The sequence below is a fragment of the Kitasatospora sp. NPDC028055 genome, from assembly GCF_040637885.1.
Classification (GTDB): Bacteria; Actinomycetota; Actinomycetes; order Streptomycetales; family Streptomycetaceae; genus Kitasatospora.
Genome location: NZ_JBEZXE010000022.1, coordinates 43,499 through 62,260, shown reverse-complemented (window position 1 = coordinate 62,260; position 18,762 = coordinate 43,499). Strand labels below are relative to the sequence as shown.

General features: G+C 73.4%; 19 protein-coding genes. 5 read left to right on the top strand and 14 right to left on the bottom strand.

Going from position 1 to position 18,762, the window contains the following annotated elements; genetic code table 11:
* Positions 1 to 95 precede the first annotated feature (95 nt).
* Complete coding sequence (locus tag AB0F71_RS22100; protein ID WP_360237107.1) at positions 96 to 1,130, top strand: methyltransferase; 1,035 nt, start codon at positions 96 to 98, stop codon at positions 1,128 to 1,130.
* A gap of 63 nt (positions 1,131 to 1,193) precedes the next feature.
* Here the strand turns inward: AB0F71_RS22100 and AB0F71_RS22095 are convergent, their stop codons facing one another.
* From AB0F71_RS22095 to AB0F71_RS22055, 9 genes are all read right to left on the bottom strand, one after another.
* The gene (locus tag AB0F71_RS22095) at positions 1,194 to 1,895 is read right to left on the bottom strand and encodes a class F sortase (protein WP_360237105.1); all 702 of its coding nucleotides are present in this window, start codon (positions 1,893 to 1,895) and stop codon (positions 1,194 to 1,196) included.
* 110 nt (positions 1,896 to 2,005) lie between these two features.
* Positions 2,006 to 2,470 (bottom strand): hypothetical protein, encoded by a 465-nt coding sequence (locus AB0F71_RS22090; RefSeq protein ID WP_360237103.1) that lies wholly within the window; start codon positions 2,468 to 2,470, stop codon positions 2,006 to 2,008.
* Positions 2,471 to 2,806: 336 nt separating this feature from the next.
* On the bottom strand, positions 2,807 to 3,136 hold the full coding sequence (locus AB0F71_RS22085) for a TcmI family type II polyketide cyclase (RefSeq protein ID WP_223885896.1): 330 nt from the start codon (positions 3,134 to 3,136) through the stop codon (positions 2,807 to 2,809).
* Complete coding sequence (locus tag AB0F71_RS22080) at positions 3,133 to 3,588, bottom strand: SRPBCC family protein (protein ID WP_360237101.1); 456 nt, start codon at positions 3,586 to 3,588, stop codon at positions 3,133 to 3,135. Before AB0F71_RS22080 ends, AB0F71_RS22085 begins: the two co-directional genes overlap by 4 nt.
* A 1-nt stretch (position 3,589) precedes the next feature.
* The gene (locus AB0F71_RS22075; RefSeq protein ID WP_360237099.1) at positions 3,590 to 3,850 is read right to left on the bottom strand and encodes an acyl carrier protein; all 261 of its coding nucleotides are present in this window, start codon (positions 3,848 to 3,850) and stop codon (positions 3,590 to 3,592) included.
* A gap of 44 nt (positions 3,851 to 3,894) precedes the next feature.
* Positions 3,895 to 5,136 carry a ketosynthase chain-length factor gene (locus AB0F71_RS22070; RefSeq protein WP_360237097.1) on the bottom strand — a complete coding sequence of 414 codons (1,242 nt, stop codon included), beginning with the start codon at positions 5,134 to 5,136 and terminating at the stop codon, positions 3,895 to 3,897.
* 5 nt (positions 5,137 to 5,141) lie between these two features.
* Positions 5,142 to 6,398, bottom strand: a complete 1,257-nt coding sequence (locus tag AB0F71_RS22065) for a beta-ketoacyl-[acyl-carrier-protein] synthase family protein (RefSeq protein ID WP_360237095.1) — start codon at positions 6,396 to 6,398, stop codon at positions 5,142 to 5,144.
* Positions 6,395 to 6,838 carry a cupin domain-containing protein gene (locus AB0F71_RS22060; RefSeq protein WP_360237093.1) on the bottom strand — a complete coding sequence of 148 codons (444 nt, stop codon included), beginning with the start codon at positions 6,836 to 6,838 and terminating at the stop codon, positions 6,395 to 6,397. Before AB0F71_RS22060 ends, AB0F71_RS22065 begins: the two co-directional genes overlap by 4 nt.
* 32 nt (positions 6,839 to 6,870) lie before the next feature.
* The gene (locus AB0F71_RS22055) at positions 6,871 to 8,037 is read right to left on the bottom strand and encodes a SchA/CurD-like domain-containing protein (protein ID WP_360237091.1); all 1,167 of its coding nucleotides are present in this window, start codon (positions 8,035 to 8,037) and stop codon (positions 6,871 to 6,873) included.
* A gap of 302 nt (positions 8,038 to 8,339) precedes the next feature.
* Between AB0F71_RS22055 and AB0F71_RS22050 the strand changes: the two genes are divergently transcribed.
* The gene (locus AB0F71_RS22050) at positions 8,340 to 9,965 is read left to right on the top strand and encodes an FAD-dependent monooxygenase (RefSeq protein WP_360237089.1); all 1,626 of its coding nucleotides are present in this window, start codon (positions 8,340 to 8,342) and stop codon (positions 9,963 to 9,965) included.
* 119 nt (positions 9,966 to 10,084) lie between these two features.
* Here the strand turns inward: AB0F71_RS22050 and AB0F71_RS22045 are convergent, their stop codons facing one another.
* A complete protein-coding gene (locus tag AB0F71_RS22045; protein ID WP_360237087.1) occupies positions 10,085 to 11,743 on the bottom strand; it encodes an APC family permease in 1,659 nt (552 codons plus the stop codon).
* 455 nt (positions 11,744 to 12,198) lie between these two features.
* On the opposite strand from AB0F71_RS22045, the gene AB0F71_RS22040 reads away from it, so the two are divergent.
* Both AB0F71_RS22040 and AB0F71_RS22035 read left to right on the top strand, forming a co-directional pair.
* Positions 12,199 to 13,062, top strand: a complete 864-nt coding sequence (locus AB0F71_RS22040) for an EamA family transporter (protein ID WP_360237085.1) — start codon at positions 12,199 to 12,201, stop codon at positions 13,060 to 13,062.
* A gap of 78 nt (positions 13,063 to 13,140) precedes the next feature.
* Complete coding sequence (locus tag AB0F71_RS22035; protein WP_360237083.1) at positions 13,141 to 13,392, top strand: hypothetical protein; 252 nt, start codon at positions 13,141 to 13,143, stop codon at positions 13,390 to 13,392.
* A gap of 24 nt (positions 13,393 to 13,416) precedes the next feature.
* Here AB0F71_RS22035 and AB0F71_RS22030 read toward each other — a convergent pair whose 3' ends face one another.
* The gene (locus tag AB0F71_RS22030; protein ID WP_360237081.1) at positions 13,417 to 13,746 is read right to left on the bottom strand and encodes a hypothetical protein; all 330 of its coding nucleotides are present in this window, start codon (positions 13,744 to 13,746) and stop codon (positions 13,417 to 13,419) included.
* Complete coding sequence (locus tag AB0F71_RS22025; protein ID WP_360237078.1) at positions 13,743 to 14,093, bottom strand: SAV_915 family protein; 351 nt, start codon at positions 14,091 to 14,093, stop codon at positions 13,743 to 13,745. The genes AB0F71_RS22030 and AB0F71_RS22025 overlap by 4 nt, the downstream gene beginning before the upstream one ends.
* Positions 14,094 to 14,506: 413 nt before the next feature.
* Here AB0F71_RS22025 and AB0F71_RS22020 point away from each other — a divergent pair, with 413 nt between their 5' ends.
* Positions 14,507 to 16,726 (top strand): NADP-dependent isocitrate dehydrogenase, encoded by a 2,220-nt coding sequence (locus AB0F71_RS22020; RefSeq protein ID WP_360237076.1) that lies wholly within the window; start codon positions 14,507 to 14,509, stop codon positions 16,724 to 16,726.
* 69 nt (positions 16,727 to 16,795) lie between these two features.
* Here AB0F71_RS22020 and AB0F71_RS22015 read toward each other — a convergent pair whose 3' ends face one another.
* A complete protein-coding gene (locus AB0F71_RS22015; RefSeq protein ID WP_360237073.1) occupies positions 16,796 to 17,422 on the bottom strand; it encodes a YdcF family protein in 627 nt (208 codons plus the stop codon).
* 133 nt (positions 17,423 to 17,555) lie between these two features.
* Entirely contained in the window at positions 17,556 to 18,572 is a 1,017-nt protein-coding gene (locus tag AB0F71_RS22010; protein WP_360237070.1) for a cytochrome c oxidase assembly protein, read from the bottom strand.
* Positions 18,573 to 18,762 lie beyond the last annotated feature (190 nt).

Sequence of the window (18,762 nt, the reverse complement as noted above, 5' to 3'; positions counted from 1 at the left end):
GACCCGCGCCCCGCCGACCCGCGCCCCGCCAAGCCGCGCGCCGACGCCCCCGCGCCCGACGCCCCGCCGAGCCCCCGACCGACAAGGACCAGCCCATGACCACCGCCCCCGTCAACCCCACCCCCCAGCCCGCGATGCGCCTGCGCGAACTCGTCTTCGGTGCCGCCTGCGCCGCCGCCGTCCGCGCCGCCGCCCGGCTCGGTGTCGCCGACGTGCTCGGCGACACCCCGACCGCCGTCACCGAGCTCGCCGCGCAGCTGGACACCGAACCCCGCCAGCTGCGCCGCCTGCTGCGCGCGCTCACCTGCTACGGGATCTTCGCGGAGACCGGCGACGACCGCTTCGAGCACACCGAGATGTCCCGTCTGCTGCGCGACGACGCCCCCAACTCCCTGCGCCACATCGCCCTCTGGTGCACCGAGCCGTGGACGTGGGAGGCCTGGCCGAAGCTCGACGAGGCGGTGCGCTCCGGCCGCAACGTGTTCCCCGAACTGTTCGGCAAGGAGTTCTTCGACTACCTGCACAGCGACGCCGGCGACTCGGCGAAGGTCTTCGACAAGGCGATGACCACCTCCAGCCGGCAGTCCGCCCGGGACTTCGCCGACTACCTGGACCTCACCGGCATCGACTCGGTCGCCGACATCGGCGGCGGCCAGGGCCACGTCCTCGCCAGCCTGCTGGAGAAGCACCCGGCCCTCCACGGCACCCTGCTCGACCTGCCCAAGGTGGTCGCCGGCGCCGACCCCCGCCTCCAGGACGGCGGCGCCTTCTCGGCCCGCGCCCGCCTCGTCCCCGGCGACTGCCGGGTGGAGATCCCGGTGCGCGCCGACCTCTACATCATCAAGAACATCCTGGAGTGGGACGACGACAGCACCCGCCGCACCCTCGCCAACGTGGTCGCCGTGGCCCGCCCCGGCGCCCGGGTCGTGGTGGTCGAGAACCTCGTCGACAACAGCCCCTCGATGCGCTTCACCACCGCGATGGACCTGATGCTGATGCTCAACGTCGGCGGCGCCAAGCACTCCGAGGAGAGCATGGTCCACCTCATGGAGGAGGCCGGCCTCGACGTCGCCGCGGTCCGCCCCGTCAACCCCTACCTCCACGCTTTCGAGTCCACCGTCCGCGGCTGACCCCCCGTAGACGCCCGACGGCCGCTGCTCCCCGACCCGGGGGAGCAGCGGCCGTCGGGGTGTTCAGGCCTTGTGGGAGGACTCCAGGTGGGCGAAGACCACCACGTTGTCCAGGTAGTCCCGGCGCTTCTTGTCGTAGGTGCCGCCGCAGGTGATCAGCCGGAGCTGGGCGTCCGGGGTCTTGCCGTAGACCTTCTGGTCGGGGAAGGCGTTCTTGGCGAAGGTCTCCACGTTGTCGACCGAGAAGACGGCGACGGTGCCGTCGGCGCGGCTCACCTCGACCTTGTTGCCGGGTAGCAGCAGGCTCAGCAGCAGGAAGACCGCCGGGCCCTTGGTGGTGTCGACGTGGCCGGCGACGACGGAGCTGCCGCGCTCGCCCGGGGTGACGCCGTCGCGGTACCAGCCGACCAGGTTCTTGTCGTCCGGCGGGGGCGCGTTGAGCTGTCCGGCCGGGCCCAGGGTGAGCTCCGTGAACGGGGCGTCGACGGCGATCTGCGGGATCCGCAGCCGGGTCGGCTTGGACCGCTTGAGCGCCGGTGCGCCCGGTGCGCCTGCTGCGCTGGGCGGTGCCGTGGCGCTGTTGGTGGCCGCCGCCGGGCCGGGGACGGCGGGGGCGGCCGCGGCCGGGGGAGCGGCCTGCCCGGCCGCCTGGCCCTCGCCGGGCCCGGTGTCCACCGAGTTGTAGATCAGCAGCAGGCCGACCGCTGCCGCGCCCATCCCGCCGCGCAGCAGCCGGGGCATTCCGTACCCGGGACCGCCGGTCATTCCTGTCCTCCGCTCGAAGTCCTTCGTCGGGAGCCTGTTCCGCAACGGTCCGCCGCCCCCGTGCGCCCCGCCCGGGAAGGGGGAGCGCCCAGAGGCGGCGGTGGCGGACGTCAGACGGCTGCGGCGCCGGAGGTGCGACGGCCGCGGCGCAGCGCGAACGCGCCGGCCCCGAGACCGCCGAGCAGCAGCACCGCGCCGGAGGCGAGGCCGCCGCCGGACAGGGCCAGGCCGCCGCCGCCGGTGTGCACGCCGCCGTGCGGGGTGTGCTCCTCCTCCCGGCCCTCGGAGCCCTTGCCCTCGTAGCCCTTGTGCTCGTCGGAGCCCTTGCTATCGGAGCCCTTGCTGTCGGAGCCCTTGTGCTCGCTGGAGCCCTTGTGCTCCTCGGAGGAGCCGCCGGACTTCTTGTCGTCGTAACCCTTCGAGCTGTCGGAGCCGCCCTTCTCGGGCTGCTTCTCCTGCCAGGTGAGGTTCTTGCCCTGGTCCGAGGAGGAGCCGTCGGCGAAGGCCATGGGGGTGCCGACGGTGAGGACGGCGGCGACGGCCGCTCCGGCGAGCAGCGTGCGTGCAGAACGCATGAGGATGATCCTTTCGGCGCGGGCCGCGACCGCCGGCACGGTGCCGGTCAGGGGACTCGCGAACAAGTGGCGCCTGATCCACCGTCAACCACGGTGGAGCCGCCTGCCACCCGAGCGTGGCAGCGCGGGTACGGAGAGTGCGCTCTTCGGGTGGAGTCCGGGGCGTGTTCACCCGGGTGGCCCGGCGATCCGGGTGATTCGGATTCGGGACGGGGTGGTAGGGGCCGCGCGCACGGGCCCGCCCCGGGCGCCGCGCACGGGCCCGCCCCCGATGCGCGCATGGGCCCGCCCCCGGCGCGGTGCCGGGGGCGGGCCCAGACGGAGCGGGGACGCGGCTCAGCGGTCCCAGCGGTAGAACTCGCGCGCCATGGCGTCCTTCGGCTCGCGCCAGGTGGCCGGATCGTAGGCCTGGACGAAGGCGGTCAGGCGGTCGCTGACGGTCCGGAACTCCGGGTGGCCGAGGACCTTGGCGACGGCCGGGCCCGGCGGGCGGTCGGCCTCGATCAGGTGCAGGTAGACGTCGCCGAACTGGAAGAGGCTGCGCCCGGTGACGCCGATCAGGTGCGGCAGCTCGCCGCGGTCGGAGTCGGCGAACACCTCGGCGATGTCCGGGGCGGCCTCGGGCTTCATCCGCGCCACGATCAGTGCGCGGTGGGTGCCGGTCACTGCTCCGCCGCCCGCTTCTCGACCTTCTCGCGGATCAGCTGCATCTGGATCCGCGAGTTCTTGTTGATGTGGTTGACCATGCCGTCGTCGTCGACCGGCGCGGTGGGCTTCATCGCGAAGTCCTGGATCCAGCGCATCCGGGTGCCGGCCGGGACCTCGGCGTACTCCCAGCGGATCTCCATGAACTCGAACGGTCCGGGCTCGACCCGGCGGGCGTTGACCTCCAGCGACGACCGGTCGGTGGTGCGCTCGGAGACCCAGCTCCACACCTGGCCGTTCTCGTCCGGGTGCATGGTGAGCCGGAACTGCACCCGGTCGCCGTCGCGCTCCAGCACCTCGACCGAGGCGTACTCGCTGAAGAGGTCCGGCCAGTTCTCCAGGTCGTTGGTCATCTCCCAGACCAGGTCGAGCGGGGCGTTGATGACGATCTCGTTGTCGGTGTGTCCGGGCATCTCAGGCACCGGCCTTCGCGGCGAGGGAGGTGTTGACCAGCTCCAGGAACTCGGCCGGGGTCTTGGCGGACTCGGCGCCGGAGGTGACCTTGAGGCTGTGCCGGTTCTCCAACTCGCCGACGACGCCGAGGAGTCCGAGCGAGTCGACGCCGAAGTCGTCGAACTGAGCGCCCGGCTGCTCCAGGTCGCCCGGGGTGACGGTGACGCCGGCCCGGGCCTGGAGCAGGGCGGCCAGTTCGGGATAGCTGAGGGTGTTGCTCACGGGGTTCCCTTCGAAGGAGGTCCAGTGGATCGGGGGTGCGGGGGTCAGGTCGGCTCCCCGCGGCGGAGCACCAGCGCGGAGTTGGAGCCCATCAGCCCGCGGCTGAGCACCAGGGCGGTGCGCAGTTCGGCCGGGCGGGCGCGGTCGGTCACCAGGGCGAGGTCGTGGCAGACCTCGGTGACGTTGGGGGTGGGCGGCAGCACGCCGTCCTCCATGGCGAGCACGGCGGCCGTGACGTCCAGCATCGGGGCGCCGCAGTAGGCCCGTCCGGTGCCGGACTTGGGGGCGGTGACCGGGACGCGCTCGGCGGCCGGGCCGAGCGCGTCGGCCAGCGCCAGGGCCTCGGCCCGGTCGGCGGCGGGGACACCGAGCGCGTCCGCGAAGACCACGTCGACCTCCTCGGGCGCGATCCGGGCCTCGTCCAGTGCGATCCGGATCGCCGCGGCCAGTCCCTCCCGGGACTCCTCCCAGCGGGAGGCCCCGGTGAAGGTGGCGCCGTGTCCGGCCAGGTGGGCCCGGACGCTGGCGCCGCGCCGGCGGGCCGCCGACTCCTCCTCCAGCAGCAGCATCGCGCCGCCCTCGGCGGGGGAGAAGCCGCAGGCCCGCGCGGTGAACGGCAGGTAGGCGGCGTCCGGCCGGTCGGCCAGGCTCAGCTCGGGGTAGCCGAGCTGGCAGACCATGGAGTACGGCGCGAGCGGGGCCTCGGCGGCGCCGACCACCACGGCGTCGGTGCCGCGCTCGACCGAGCGGGCGGCGTGCGCGAGCGCGTCCAGGCCGCCGGCCTCGTCGCTGGCGACCACCCCGCACGGGCCCTTGTAGCCGCCGCGGATCGAGATCTGGCCGGTGCTGGCCGCGTAGAACCAGGCGATGGACTGGTACGGGCCGACGAACCGCGGCCCCTGGCCCCAGAGTTGCTGGAGCTCGCGCTGGCCGAACTCGCCGCCGCCGGAGCCGGCCGCGGTCACCACGCCGACCGCGAAGGGCCGTTCGGGGTCGGGCCGGAACCCCGCGTCCTCCACCGCCAGGTCGGCGGCGGCCATCGCGTAGTGGGTGAAGCGGTCGGTCTGCACGAGGTAGCGGCTGTCGATCAGCGACTGCGGCTCGAAGTCCCGCACCTCGCCCGCGACCTTGAGCGGCAGCTCCGTGCAGCCCTCACGGGATATCCGGTCGAGGACGCTCACGCCCTGCCTGGTGGCCTTCCAGAAGGCGTCGGCCCCGACACCGTTCGGCGCCACCACGCCGAGACCGGTGATGACCGCCCGGCGGCCCTGCTGACGTGACGTCATGGAACTCACCCCGTTCTGTTGAGCACGACGGCGGACTGGAATCCGCCGAATCCGCTGCCGACCGAGAGGATGTGGCTCAGCGGCAGCTCGCGCGCGGTGCGCGGCACGTAGTCGAGGTCGCACTCCGGGTCCGGAGTCTCGTAGTTGGCGGTCGGCGGCACCACGCCGTGGGCCAGTGCCAGGGTGCAGGCGACCACCTCGATCGCGCCGATCGCGCCCAGCGAGTGGCCGACCATCGACTTGATCGAGCTCATCGGCGTCTCGAAGGCGTGGCTGCCCAGCGAGCGCTTGACCGCGGCGGTCTCGTGCCGGTCGTTCTGCTTGGTGCCCGAGCCGTGCGCGTTGACGTAGTCGACGTCGCCGCGGTCGACCTTGGCGTGGTCGAGCGCGTGGTCGATCGCCCGGGACATCTCCAGCCCCTCCTTGGTGAGGCCGGTCATGTGGTAGGCGTTGCCGAAGGTGGCGAAGCCGCCGATCTCGCCGTAGATCCGGGCGCCGCGGCGGCGGGCGTGCTCCAGCTCCTCCAGCACCAGGACGGCGCCGCCCTCGCCGAGGACGAAGCCGTCCCGGTGGGCGTCGAAGGGGCGGGAGGCGTGCTCCGGGTCGTCGTTGCGCTCGCTGGTGGCCTTGATGGCGTCGAAGCAGGCGACGGTGATCGGCGAGATCGGGGAGTCGGAGGCGCCGGCGACGCAGATGTCGGCGCGTCCCTCCTCGACCGCCTGGAAGCCGTAGCCGATCGCGTCCAGGCCGGAGGTGCAGCCGGTGGAGACGGTCTGCACCGGGCCGTGCGCGCCGACCCGCTCGGCCACCGCGGAGGCCAGGGTGCTGGGCGCGAAGGCCCGGTGCAGCTGGGGCTCGGCGTGCCGGTGGTCCACGTCCCAGCGCGCGCCGGAGGCGCTGACCAGGGCGTAGTCGTGCTCCAGCCGGGTGGTGCCGCCGACGGCGGTGCCGAGCGAGACGGCGATCCGCCACGGGTCCTCGGCGGCCAGGTCCAGTCCGGCGTCGGCGACCGCCTCGGCGGCCGCGACCATCGCGAACTGCACGTAGCGGTCGGCCCGTTGGACCTCCTCGGGGCTCAGCCCGTGGGCGGCCGGGTCGAAGTCGCACTCGGCCGCGATCCGGGAGCGGAACCCGGCCGGGTCGAAGAGCGTGATGCCCCGGGTGGCGGTGCGGCCGGCCGTCAGGAGGTCCCAGAACGCGGGGATCCCGATTCCTCCGGGCGCGACCACACCGATCCCCGTGACGGCGACGCGCCGTGTCACGAGGCCACCTTGGCGTGTTCCGGGGGGCCGGCGGCGGCGGACTCCCCGGCGCCGGCGGTCTCCTCGGTGCTCACGTGGCCCAGGTCGGGGCGCGGCGCGAGCGGGCCGCAGTGGAAGACCATCCGGGCCTCGGTGTCGCCGACGTTGCGGAAGCGGTGGCGCATGTTGATCGGGATCATCAGGCCCTGGTCGGGCTTGAGCGGCCGGGTCTCCCCGTCCAGGTCGACCTCCAGGTCGCCGGAGACGACGAACACGAACTCCTCGGAGTACGGGTGGTAGTGCTCGTTGATCCGTTCCCCGGGCTTGATGATGGCCAGGCCCATGAAGCCGCTGGTCGCCCCGCAGCTGGGAGGGGTGAGCATGGTGCGCAACAGGGCGCCGTGGCGGCGGTTCTCCGGGGCGTCGTCGACGTTGATGATCGGCGGGAACTGCGTGGTCATGATGGCTTTCCTCCGGGAGGGCTGGCCGGGTGTCAGTCGTTCTGCGAGCTGCGGTCGGTGACCGGGCTCATGGCGCGGGCGGCGAGGAACGCGCCCAGGCCCGCGGCGGTGCGCAGGTCCCCGGCGGGGCCGAGGTCCAGCAGGGCGGCCAGCTCGGCGGCCTCCTGGTCGCCGGCCACGCCGAGCGCGGCGGCGGGCTCGGCCTCGGCCGGTACCCGCAGGTCCACCAGGCGCACCACGGTGTCCTCGCGCTGGAAGACGATGGCCGCGGCGACCGGGCCGGTCGGGTCGGCGGTGGCGAGGTTGTCGTGGTCGAAGAGCAGCTCGGCGACGGCCGGCCCCCGGCCCGGACGCACCGGGTAGAGCACGGCGTGCCGGTGCAGCCGCCCGGAGGACGGGGCGCTGGCGATCGCCTGGTGCCGGGCGGGCAGCGCGGCCTTGGCGAAGAAGGCCCGGGCCGACTGCGGGTCGCCCAGCTGCCGGGCCTCCTCCAGGTGCGGGTTGAGCTCCTCCTCGACCGCCCGCACCTCGGGCTGCATCGCCACGTGGCGCAGCGCGTCGCCGAGGTTGCCGACCACCTCGACCGCGCGCACCACCCGGTTGCCGTGCATGAACAGCGAGGTGCGGCGCAGCCGGGTGTGCTCGTCCACCTCGGCCCGGGGCGAGGCGTAGCCGGACAGGATGCGGGCCACCTCGGCCTCGCTGCCGGGCTTGACGGTGAAGGTCAGCGCGTGGCGCACCACGCCGTCCGGGCCCGGGTCGGCCCGGGGCGGGCCGACGTGCCCGGCGGGCTCGCTGCGCGGCAGGCCGGGCGGCACCTCCATCGGGGCCCTGGTGCCGGTGGACCCGGCCGCCGAGGTCTCGCGCAGCACCGCGTAGCGCAGCGAGCGGAAGTTGTCGCTGACGCAGCCGTGCATCGGCTTGACCATCTCGCGGTGGGCGGGGCTGTCGACCCACTGCAGGAAGGTCTCCTGGTCCTGCCACTCGCTGGTGATCAGCCACTGGCGGGGGTCGTTGATGGACTGGCACAGCTGGTCGCTGACATGGCCGGGTACCGAGGCCACCTGGTGGCGCAGTTGCTCGTAGACGTCGAGGAAACGCTGCTGGGCGCCGTCCTGGATCTCCAGCATCAGCACCACCCTCAGCCGGGTGTCGGATTCCTCGTGCTGCTTCGGCTGCGGTTCGGACAGAGTCGTCATGATCCACTTTCTGCTCTTGGCCGCACGCGGCGGGCCGTGGCGGCCGCGTCCGGCGGGTGCTCCCGGCTGGGGGGAGGGCGGTGCGGTGGCGGGCGGCCCGGGCGCTCGGCGCCAGGCCTGAGGTCGATCGTGAGCGGGCGACCGGGCGCGGCGCGAGATTTGCGGGCCATCCGGGCGAAGGGGCGGCACAGACCCCCTCGGGCGGGGGATGGAAGAGCGGGGCCCGGCTGAGCGGGCCCGCCCAGGGCGGCGCCGAGTCCAGTCGCCGGGCCGCGGAATCCCCTTACAGGGTGGAGCAATTGATGAATCCGAAGGTGGACGAACGGGTGCCGGTCCTGATCGTGGGCGGCTCCCTGGTCGGGCTGTCGGCCTCGCTGTTCCTCGGTCGGCTGGGTGTCCGGCACCTGCTGGTCGAGAAGCACGCCGACACCTCGCACCATCCGCGCGGGCGCGGCAACAACGTCCGCACGATGGAGCTGTACCGGGTGGCCGGGATCGAGCCGGCGATCCGCGAGGCGGCCTCGGTGCTGGCCCCGAACCACGGCATCCTGCAGGCGCCCTCGCTGACCGGCGAGGAGCAGGAGTGGCTGTTCCGGGAGATCGACCCGGGCGGGCGGCTGGCCCGGTTCAGCCCCAGCTCCTGGTGCCTGTGCAGCCAGAACGACCTGGAGCCGGTGCTGCTGCGCTCGGCCCGCGACCTCGGCGCGGACCTGCGGTTCAGCACCGAGCTGATGTCCTTCGAGCAGGACGCCGACGGCGTCACCTCGGTGCTGCGCAGCCGGGAGACCGGCGAGGAGCGGGTGGTGCGCTCGGAGTACCTGGTCGCCGCGGACGGCCCGCGCAGCCCGGTCCGGACCGGCCTGGGCATCGGCCAGACCGGCAAGGGCGAGCTGTTCCACAACGTCAGCATCACCTTCCGGTCCAAGCGGCTGGCCGACGTGGTCGGCGACCGGCACTTCATCGCGTGCTACCTGACCGACCCGGAGGCGGACGGCGCGCTGCTGCCGGTGGACAACCAGTCCGAGTGGGTCTTCCACGCGCCCTGGCACCCCGAGCACGGCGAGCCCCTGGAGGCCTTCACCGACGAGCGCTGCGAGCGGCACATCCGCACCGCCGTCGGCCTGCCCGAACTGGACGTCGAGGTGACCGGCAAGGCGCCCTGGCACGCCGCCGAACGGGTCGCCGAGCGGTACGGCGTCGGCCGGGTCCTGCTCGCCGGGGACTCCGCCCACGAGATGTCCCCGACCGGCGCGTTCGGCTCCAACACCGGCATCCAGGACGCCCACAACCTGGCCTGGAAGCTGGCCGCGGTGCTCTGCGGCTGGGCCGGGCCCGGCCTGCTGGAGACGTACGGGCAGGAGCGCCGACCGGTCGCCCAGGTCACCGGCGAGCGCGCCTCGGCCCGCTCCGCCGAGCACAGCCACCCCGGCTACGCGGTCGTCCCGGGCGTCGGGCGGCAGGCCGGGGTGCTGGCGGTGGCGCTCGGCTACCGCTACCCGCGGGGCGCGGTGGTCGGCACCGACCCGCAGGGCCCGGTCGTCCCGGAGCAGTTCGAGTCGGCGGGCGAGCCGGGCAGCCGGGCCCCGCACCAGTGGCTGCTGTGCGCGGGCGTGCGGCTGTCCACGCTGGACCTGTACGAGCAGGCGATGGTGCTGCTCACCGGCCCCGAGGGCGCGGCCTGGCAGCAGGGCGCCCGGCGGGCCGCGGACCGGCTGGCCGTCCCGCTGGACGCGTACCGGATCGGCGACGGCGCCGAGGACGACCTGGCGCCGGAGCCGGGTGGCGACTTCGCCGCCCTGCACGGGGTGGGCCCGGGCGGTGCGCTGCTGGTGCGCCCGGACGGCTTCGTCGCCTGGCGCTCGCCGGGGCCGGCGGCGGACCCGGAGGCCGAGGTGGAGGCCGTGCTGCGGGCGGTGCTGGACCTCTGACGCACGCGGACGGGCCCGCCGGTCGTCACGACCGGCGGGCCCGTTCTGTCAAGTCCCGGGTGTCAGGTCCCGGGTGTCATGCGTCAGGAGTCTCGGGGGTCAGGGGGGTGCTCAGGCGGTCAGTGACCGCCCGCGTCGACCACCTCGACGTCGGCCACCTCCCGTTCGATCTCCTCGGCGGGCAGCGCCACCCGGATCGCCCAGTAGTAGATGACCAGCGAGAACGCCGTGACCAGCCCGATGTCGTACCACATCGGGATCCGGCCGGTGCCGTTGCCGAAGCCGCCCTGCCAGGAGATCAGGCCGAGGCCCAGCAGGTAGACCGGCAGCCACTGGGCGGCCTTCCAGTTGAGCCGCGGGGCGTTGGGCAGGCGGTTCTTGATCGCGTACGCCGCGTAGCCGCCGAGCAGGGCGTAGCCGAGCACGATGGCGATGCCCAGGCGGGACAGGGTCTGCCAGCCGGCCCAGTAGATGATCAGGCTGGCGACCACGAAGGCGGCCGGGGAGACCACGCCGCCGAGCGGCAGCCGGTAGGAGCGCTCACGGTCGGGCAGCCGGCGGCGCAGGGCGCCGAAGGCCAGCGGTGCGCCGGCGTACATCAGCACGCTGGCGGAGGTGATGAAGCCGACCAGCTGCTGCCAGCTCGGGAAGGGCAGGAAGCAGATCACGCCGGTCACGAAGGACAGGATCAGGCCGAACCAGGGCACGCCGTTGCGGTCCAGCTGCTCGAACTTCTGCGGTGCGTAGCCGTTGCGGCTCAGGCCGTAGGAGATGCGCGAGGTGGAGGTGGTGTAGATCAGGCCGGTGCCGGCGGGGGAGATCACCGCGTCGACCTTGAGCACGTAGTAGAGCCAGCCGAGGCCGACCAGGGTGGCCAGGCCGGCGAACGGGCCGTCGATGCCGGGGAAGTCCAGCTTCGCCCAGCCGTTGGCGAAGGCGGTGACCGGCAGGGCGCCGATGAAGACGACCTGCAGCAGGGTGTAGATCAGGGTGCCGATGGCGACCGAGCCCAGCACGGCGCGGGGGATGTCGCGCTTGGGGTTGCGGCTCTCGCCGGCGATCTGGATGGCCTGCTCGAAGCCGAGCAGGGCGAAGATGATGCCGCTGGTGCTGATCGCGGCGAGCACGCCCTTGGCACCGAAGGGGGCGAATCCGTGCGAGGTGAAGTTGGAGGCGTGGAAGCTGGTGATCGCCAGCATGAAGATCGTGAGCAGAGGAACGAAGATCTTCAACCAGGTGGCGATGCTGTTGGTCCGGGCGAGGACCTTCACACCGAGGAAGTTGACCGCGACGAATACCGCCATCAGCAGGGTCGCGACAATGAATCCGCTGGTGGTCAGGGTGCCGTTGGCGTTCTGCAGTCCGCTGGCCCAGGGCACGTCCTTGGCGTACCCGATCATGGCCTCCACCTCGATCGGTGCCACGGTGGCCGCCTGGAGCCAGGAGAACCAGCCGAAGGACATGCCGGCCAGGCCGCCGAAGGCGTAGTGCGGGTAGCGCGCGGTGCCGCCCGAGACCGGGAAGAGCCCGCCGAGCTCGGCGTGCACGAGTGCGAGCAGCACGATCCCGACGGCGCCGATGCCCCAGGAGATGACGGCCGCCGGTCCGGCGGCGGTGACGGCGCTCTTCGCGCCGAAGAGCCAGCCGGAGCCGATGATCGAGCCGACCGAGGCCCACATGAGGCCGACGAGTCCGACGTGGCGCTTGAGCGACCGGTGTGCGGTCCCGGTGGTGCCGGAGCTCTGGCCGGGCGGCGAGATCTGGTTGAGGGAAGCCATGGATGATCTCTCTGTGTGTGGGGGCTCCGGGGTGGGCGGAGCGCGAGAGTTGCCACACAGTAGGGCTATTCATAGACCTCTGCACAGATTCCATTGCTGAATGTTTACTTTCTTTGCCAGATATCCGTGCAGGTAGGGGGCCATCTGTTCATGAGCGTGTTACGTGACTCGCGAGTAGGTTCAGTATTTGAGCGTGAATTGAGCTACGCCGTCCGGTCCGGCAATATGGACCGCCCCACTCATTCATGGGAATGACCTGAACCGCATAGCCATGCCGCTGGAGGCGCGGCGTAGGCTGGCTCCGTGCGTTTCGTGATCCTGCCGCCGCCGGTCCGCTAGCGGGCGGCGCACCGATCGGACCCGGCCCGGCGGGAGAGCCCTCCGCGCCGGGGCGATGACCGCCGTCCGCGTACCCCGTGGACCTGAACCGGCGAGCCATCGTGGAGTACCGACGCATGACCTCCTACGCCGCCGTGCCGTTCCGGCACGGCCTGTTGTCCATTTCCGCCGCCGCCGTCGCCTGGGGGGTGGGCGGAGCCGTGGCCGCGCTGCTGATGCGGACCAGCGGACTCGGCCCGGTGGCCGTCTCCTGCTGGCGCTTCGGCGTCGCGGCGCTCTGCCTGGCCCTGCTGCCCTCGGGGGCCCGGCGGGCCTCCGGCGGCGGGCGCGGCGCCGCCGTGCTGACCGGCCTCGGGCTGGCCGTCAGCCAGTGCGCCTACTTCGCCTCCGTGCACTACGCCGGACTGGGGCTGGGCACCCTGGTCACCATCGGGGCGGGGCCGGTGCTCACCGGCCTCGGCGGGCACCTGCTGCTCGGCGAACGCCTCACCGGGCGGGCGGTGGCCGCCGTCGCGCTCGCCCTCGGCGGGCTGGCCCTGCTGGTGGCGGCCCCGGCCGCCGGGCTGCGGCCGGTGCTGGGCGTCGGCCTGGCGGTGCTCGCGGGCGCGGGCCAGAGCGGGCTGACCCTCTGGGCCCGGGCCGGTGGTTCGGCCCGGGCCGGGCGGGGCGCCTTCGCCACCGGCCTGCTCTGCCTGCTGCCGTTCGCGGCGCTCCAGGGCGTGCTGCCCAGCACCGGGCAGCCGGCGCTGACCGGGGGAGCCCTGCTGTTCCTCGGGACGGTGCCCACGCTGCTCGCCTACCGGTGGTACTTCTCCGGGCTGACGGCCGTACCGGGCACCACCGCCTCGGTGCTGGTGCTGCTGGAGCCGGCCACGGCGGCGGCGATCGGCGTGCTCTTCCTCGGCGAGCCGGTCACCGCGGGCCTGGTGGCCGGTTCGGCGCTGCTGCTGGCCGCGATCGCGGCCCTGGCCCGGACGTAGGGCGTCGGCGCGGCGGCGTGCACCCGGGCGGGCGAGCTGTGGTCGCCGGGGGCGCGCCGCCGTGCTGTCGTGGGCCGCATGATGACCTCACGCGCGGCCCGGGTGGCCGTCACGACCGCGACCGCCGTCCTGCTCGCCGCCGGGGCCGCGGCCCCCACCGCCTCGGCGGCGGGGGCCGCTCGGCGCGACGTCACCGCCGCCACCTGCCGGGCCGCGGGCGGGCACGTCGAGGGCAGCGGCTACTGCGTGGACGCCGGCGGGGTGGACGCCTGGGGGGCGGAGATCGACGGCCAGGCGGTCAACCCGAACCCGCGCCCCGGGTTCGAGTGAGCCGGTCCGCCGCTGCCGCAGCTCTCAGGGCACCGGCCGGAGCGCCACCGGTGCCGGGGTGAGCGACCGCAGCACCAGGTCGATCCGGACCTTGGCGGCGCCCGACCGGTGCAGCGCGGCGGCCACCGCCCGCAGCTCCTCCGGGCCCGTGCAGGCGAGCCGCAGCTCCAGGTCGGCGTCCCCGGCGAGGGCGAGGCCGCTCTGGACCGCCGGGAACTCCGCCGCCAGCCGGTCGAAGTCCAGCGGTACCGGCCCGTGGCTGATCCGGGCGATGGCGTGCAGTGCCCGGGCCTGCTCCGGGTGGCCCGGAGCGGGGTCGAAGCCGTCCGGGACGAGTTGGAGCGGGGCCGTCACCGGTGCTGGAGGCGGGCGGTCGGGGTCGGGGACGGAGCCGTGGCGGTGGCGGCCCCGAGGGGGGCGGGGGTGGCGGCCCCGACGGTGGCGGGGGTGGTGACCGGCGGCGCGACCAGTCCCGGGTCGAGCACCAGGGTGTCGACGCCGAGCGGCCTGGTGAGGTTGCGCAGCGCGGCCTCACCGAGTTCGGTGTAGGCCTGGTCCGGCCCCAGGAGGGCGGCGAGGGCCTCGGGGCTGGAGAAGCCGACGGCGCAGCGGACGCCGTTGCGCATGCGGAAGAGGCGGAGGGCGGCGGTGCTTCCGGTGCCGGTGGTGGTGACCGGAACGTGCCAGACGACGCAGGCCATGCGGATGCTCCCGAGTGGGGTGGTGGTGACTGCCGGAACTGCTCGTCCCGACGCTAGGCCGGGTCCGGCCGGACGGCGCCGGTCCTGACGCAGCGTTGACCGAATGGGGTGGTGCGTTGACGCACTCCTGACACCCGGCTCACCCGATTGGACTACACCAGTTCCGCATCGGCCCGAATTCGGCCCGAACGGTGTCGTACGACCGCCCCAACCCCGCCCGTCCCGTACGGCTCCGGAGCGCTCCGCTTGCCGTGCGCCGCGCACCGGACCACGGTGGATCGGGCCCCCGGTCGCGCCCCGCGCGGGCTCCCCGATCCGACCGGCGCGCGCTCCGGAGCGGGGGGAGGTGGAGAGCGGGGCCCGGGACGAGATATCTTGACGTCAAGACGTTGGAGACGTGAAGCGGAGTTTCGATGACTGACTCGACCATCATCTATACGCACACCGACGAGGCTCCGGCCCTGGCGACCTACTCGTTCCTGCCGGTGGTCCAGGCGTACGCCTCGACGGCGGGCGTCCGGGTGGAGACCCGTGACATCTCCCTGGCCGGGCGGATCATCGCCAGCTTCCCGGAGCGTCTGACCGAGGCCCAGCGGATCGGCGACGCCCTGGCCGAGCTCGGCGAGCTCGCCAAGACCCCGAGCGCCAACATCATCAAGCTGCCGAACATCTCGGCCTCCGTGCCGCAGCTCAAGGCCGCCATCGCCGAGCTCCAGGCCCAGGGCTACGCCCTGCCGGACTACCCGGACGAGCCCCGCACGGCCGAGGACGAGGACGTCCGCGCCCGCTACGACAAGATCAAGGGCAGCGCCGTCAACCCGGTCCTGCGCGAGGGCAACTCGGACCGCCGGGCCCCGCTGTCGGTCAAGAACTACGCCAAGACCCACCCGCACCGGATGGGCGCCTGGACCGCCGAGTCCAGGACCAACGTCGCCACCATGGGCGAGAACGACTTCCGCTCCACCGAGAAGTCCACCGTGATCGCCGCCGACGGCGCCCTGCGCATCGAGCTGCTCGGCCAGGACGGCACCACCACGGTGCTGCGCGAGAAGGTCCCGGTGCTGGCCGGCGAGGTCGTCGACGCCTCGGTGATGCGCGCCGCCGCCCTGAACGACTTCCTGGCCGCCCAGGTCGCCCGCGCCAAGGCCGAGGGCGTGCTGTTCTCGGTGCACCTCAAGGCCACCATGATGAAGGTCTCCGACCCGATCATCTTCGGCCACGTCGTCCGCGTCTTCTTCCCGCAGACCTTCGCCCGCTTCGGCGACGCGCTGGCCGCCGCGGGCCTGAACCCGAACAACGGCCTCGGCGGCATCCTGGCCGGCCTGGACGCGCTGGAGAACGGCGCCGAGATCAAGGCCTCCTTCGAGGCCGAGCTGGCCGAGGGCCCGGCCCTGGCCATGGTCGACTCCGACAAGGGCATCACCAACCTGCACGTGCCGAGCGACGTCATCGTCGACGCCTCGATGCCGGCCATGATCCGCACCTCCGGCCACATGTGGGGCCCGGACGGCCAGGAGGCCGACACCCTCGCGGTGCTGCCGGACAGCAGCTACTCCGGCGTGTACCAGGCCGTCATCGACGACTGCCGCGCCCATGGCGCCCTGGACCCGGCCACCATCGGCTCGGTCCCGAACGTCGGCCTGATGGCCCAGAAGGCCGAGGAGTACGGCTCCCACGACAAGACCTTCGAGATCGCGGCCGCCGGCACCGTCCGCCTGGTCGACGCCGAGGGCAACGTGGTGCTGGAGCAGGCCGTCCAGCCCGGCGACATCTTCCGCGCCTGCCAGACCAAGGACCTGCCGATCCAGGACTGGGTCAAGCTGGCCGTCACCCGCGCCCGCGCCACCGGCGACCCGGCCGTGTTCTGGCTGGACGCCGAGCGCGCCCACGACGCCGTGCTGATCGAGAAGATCAAGGCGTACCTGCCGCAGCACGACACCACCGGCCTGCAGATCGAGATCATGTCCCCGGTCGAGGCCACCAAGTTCTCGCTGGAGCGCATCCGCCGCGGCGAGAACACCATCTCGGTCACCGGCAACGTGCTGCGCGACTACCTGACCGACCTGTTCCCGATCCTGGAGCTGGGCACCAGCGCCAAGATGCTGTCGGTCGTCCCGCTGATGGCGGGCGGCGGCCTGTTCGAGACCGGCGCCGGCGGCTCCGCCCCGAAGCACGTCCAGCAGCTGGTCAAGGAGAACTACCTGCGCTGGGACAGCCTGGGCGAGTTCTTCGCGCTGGCCGCCAGCTTCGAGCACCTGGCCACCAGCACCGGCAACGCCCGCGCGAAGGTGCTGGCCGACACCCTGGACCGCGCCACCGGCACCTTCCTCAACGAGGACAAGTCGCCGAGCCGCCGCCTCGGTGGCATCGACAACCGCGGCAGCCACTTCTACCTGGCCATGTACTGGGCCCAGGAGCTGGCCAAGCAGACCGCCGACGCCGAGCTGGCCCAGGCCTTCGACGCGCTGGCCAAGGCGCTCACCGAGCAGGAGAAGGCCATCGTGGACGAGCTGATCGCCGTCCAGGGCTCGGCCGTCGACCTCGGTGGCTACTACCAGCCGGACCCGGCCAAGGCCGCGGCCGTGATGCGCCCGTCGAAGACCTTCAACGAGGCGATCGCCAACCTCGGCTGACACCGGCCGGGTTGAGGCACCGGGAGGCCCCCGGGACCGCTGCGGCGGGCCCGGGGGCCTCCTCGCGTCTCAGGCCAGGCCGAGCACCACTCCCGCCCCGGTCAGCAGCAGGAGGGCGGCGCCGTTGGCCCGCGGCAGGGCGAGCGCGGTGCCGACCGCCTCGCGCAGCAGCTGGTACGGGCCGTGGGCGAGCGGGCCGTCCGCGCCGAGCACCCGGGCGGGGGCGCCGGCCCGGCGGGCCGCCAGGGCGGAGCGGACGGTGTGGAAGCCGCTGGTGATGACGGCGCAGCGGTAGCCGGGGCGCTCGGCGGCCATCAGGGCGGCGCTGAACCGCAGGTTCTCGGCGGTGTTCACGGCCCGCTCCTCGCGCCGGATCCGCTCGGCCGGGACGCCCCGGGCGAGCAGGTAGCGGGCCATCGCACCGGCCTCGGTGCACTCCTCGTGCGGGCCCTTGCCGCCCGTCACCAGCAGCAGCGGCGCGTGCCCGGCGGCCTCCTCGGCGGCGAATCGTTCCAGCGCGGCGTCCAGCCGGGCCGCCAGGGTCGGCGCGGGCTCGCAGCCGTCCAGCGCGGCCCCCAGGACCACCAGGTAGTCGGCCCCGGCGGGCACCGGGCGGCGGCACTGGAACAGCGCGCAGCCGAGGAAGCCGAGCAGCCAGAGCAGGACGTACCCGCCGAGCAGGACGGCGGGGAGCAACAGGGCGTGCATACCCCTCGAACGCGCCCGGTCGAACGGCCGTTCCACGACATGACGGAGCCCACGTCCTCCGGGGGCGTGGGCTCCGGGGAGGGCGTGGGCTCCGGGTGCTCCGGGCGGGCGGGCCGGGGGCTCAGCCGGCGTCGGCCGCCGGGGTGGGGGCCGGGGTGGCGGTGGGCGCGGCGGCCGGGGCGGCGGCCGGGCGCTGGCCCTTCCTGTGCAGCGAGGCCAGGTAGGCGTTGTACGCCTCCAGCTCGGCGTCGCCGGTGCGCTCCTCGGAGCGGTCCCGGCGGCGGGCCTGCCGCTGCTCGGAGCCCATCCACTGGTAGACCAGCGCGATCAGCACGAGCGCGGTCGGGATCTCGCCGAACGCCCAGGTGATGCCGCCGGCCAGCTTCTGGTCCTCCAGCAGGTCCGTCCCGGGTGGTGCGCCCTGGACGGTGAAGGTGGTCACCAGCGGGTGGCCGGCCATCATCACCGCCACGCCGAAGAAGGCGTGGAACGGCATCCCCATGAACAGCTCGATGATCCGCATCACGTGGCCGGGGCGGTGCGGGCCCGGGTCGACGCCCATGATCGGCCAGAAGAAGGTCAGACCGGTCATGAGGAAGTGCACCATCATGAAGATGTGCCCGAGGCGGTACTGCATCAGGAAGTCGAACGCGGGGGTGAAGTAGACCCCGTACAGGCTGGCGATGAACATCGGGATGGTGAACGCCGGGTGCGAGATCACCCGGACGTACCGGCTGTGCAGCAGTGCCACCAGCAGCTCGCGCGGACCGCGCGGCCGGCCCTTGCCCGCCGGGCGCAGCGCGCGCAGCGAGAGCGTGATCGGGGCGCCGAGCAGCAGCAGGATCGGCGTCAGCATGGACAGCACCATGTGCTGGATCATGTGCGCGCTGAACAGCACCATGCCGTAGTCGTTCAGCCCGCTGCAGGTGACCAGCAGCATGCTGGCGACGCCCGCGACCCAGCCGACGACCCGGGCGATCGGCCAGCGGTCGCCGCGCCGGTACAGCCGGACCACGCCGGTCAGGTACAGCGCCAGCGCAACCAGGCCGCCGAGCAGGAACACCCAGTCGGGGGACCAGGTCCAGACGTTGGAGAGGGTGAACGGGCCTAGCGGGGTCATCCCGCCGTGGTGGTGCATTCCTGACATTCCGTCGCCCATCGGCGGGTCCCGCTTTCCGTCATTGTGGTCCCCGCTGGGGGTCCGGTTCGCCCGTTTTGCTTGGCATACAGCCTAGGTGGGCCTTACCCCGGGCGTGCCGCCGCCCCCTCCGTACGGGTGGGCGGGCGGCCGGTGAGGGGTGGGGCATCGCTAGACTGACCGGCCGGTC

Coding starts and splice junctions, on each gene's coding strand:
- AB0F71_RS22020 (WP_360237076.1), top strand. CDS start 14,507: ATGACTGACTCGACCATCATCTATACGCACACCGACGAGGCTCCGGCC.
- AB0F71_RS22055 (WP_360237091.1), bottom strand. CDS start 8,037: ATGACGACTCTGTCCGAACCGCAGCCGAAGCAGCACGAGGAATCCGAC.
- AB0F71_RS22100 (WP_360237107.1), top strand. CDS start 96: ATGACCACCGCCCCCGTCAACCCCACCCCCCAGCCCGCGATGCGCCTG.
- AB0F71_RS22010 (WP_360237070.1), bottom strand. CDS start 18,572: ATGCACCACCACGGCGGGATGACCCCGCTAGGCCCGTTCACCCTCTCC.
- AB0F71_RS22040 (WP_360237085.1), top strand. CDS start 12,199: ATGACCTCCTACGCCGCCGTGCCGTTCCGGCACGGCCTGTTGTCCATT.
- AB0F71_RS22050 (WP_360237089.1), top strand. CDS start 8,340: ATGAATCCGAAGGTGGACGAACGGGTGCCGGTCCTGATCGTGGGCGGC.
- AB0F71_RS22095 (WP_360237105.1), bottom strand. CDS start 1,895: ATGACCGGCGGTCCCGGGTACGGAATGCCCCGGCTGCTGCGCGGCGGG.
- AB0F71_RS22060 (WP_360237093.1), bottom strand. CDS start 6,838: ATGACCACGCAGTTCCCGCCGATCATCAACGTCGACGACGCCCCGGAG.
- AB0F71_RS22070 (WP_360237097.1), bottom strand. CDS start 5,136: ATGACGTCACGTCAGCAGGGCCGCCGGGCGGTCATCACCGGTCTCGGC.
- AB0F71_RS22045 (WP_360237087.1), bottom strand. CDS start 11,743: ATGGCTTCCCTCAACCAGATCTCGCCGCCCGGCCAGAGCTCCGGCACC.
- AB0F71_RS22035 (WP_360237083.1), top strand. CDS start 13,141: ATGATGACCTCACGCGCGGCCCGGGTGGCCGTCACGACCGCGACCGCC.
- AB0F71_RS22090 (WP_360237103.1), bottom strand. CDS start 2,470: ATGCGTTCTGCACGCACGCTGCTCGCCGGAGCGGCCGTCGCCGCCGTC.
- AB0F71_RS22080 (WP_360237101.1), bottom strand. CDS start 3,588: ATGCCCGGACACACCGACAACGAGATCGTCATCAACGCCCCGCTCGAC.
- AB0F71_RS22025 (WP_360237078.1), bottom strand. CDS start 14,093: ATGGCCTGCGTCGTCTGGCACGTTCCGGTCACCACCACCGGCACCGGA.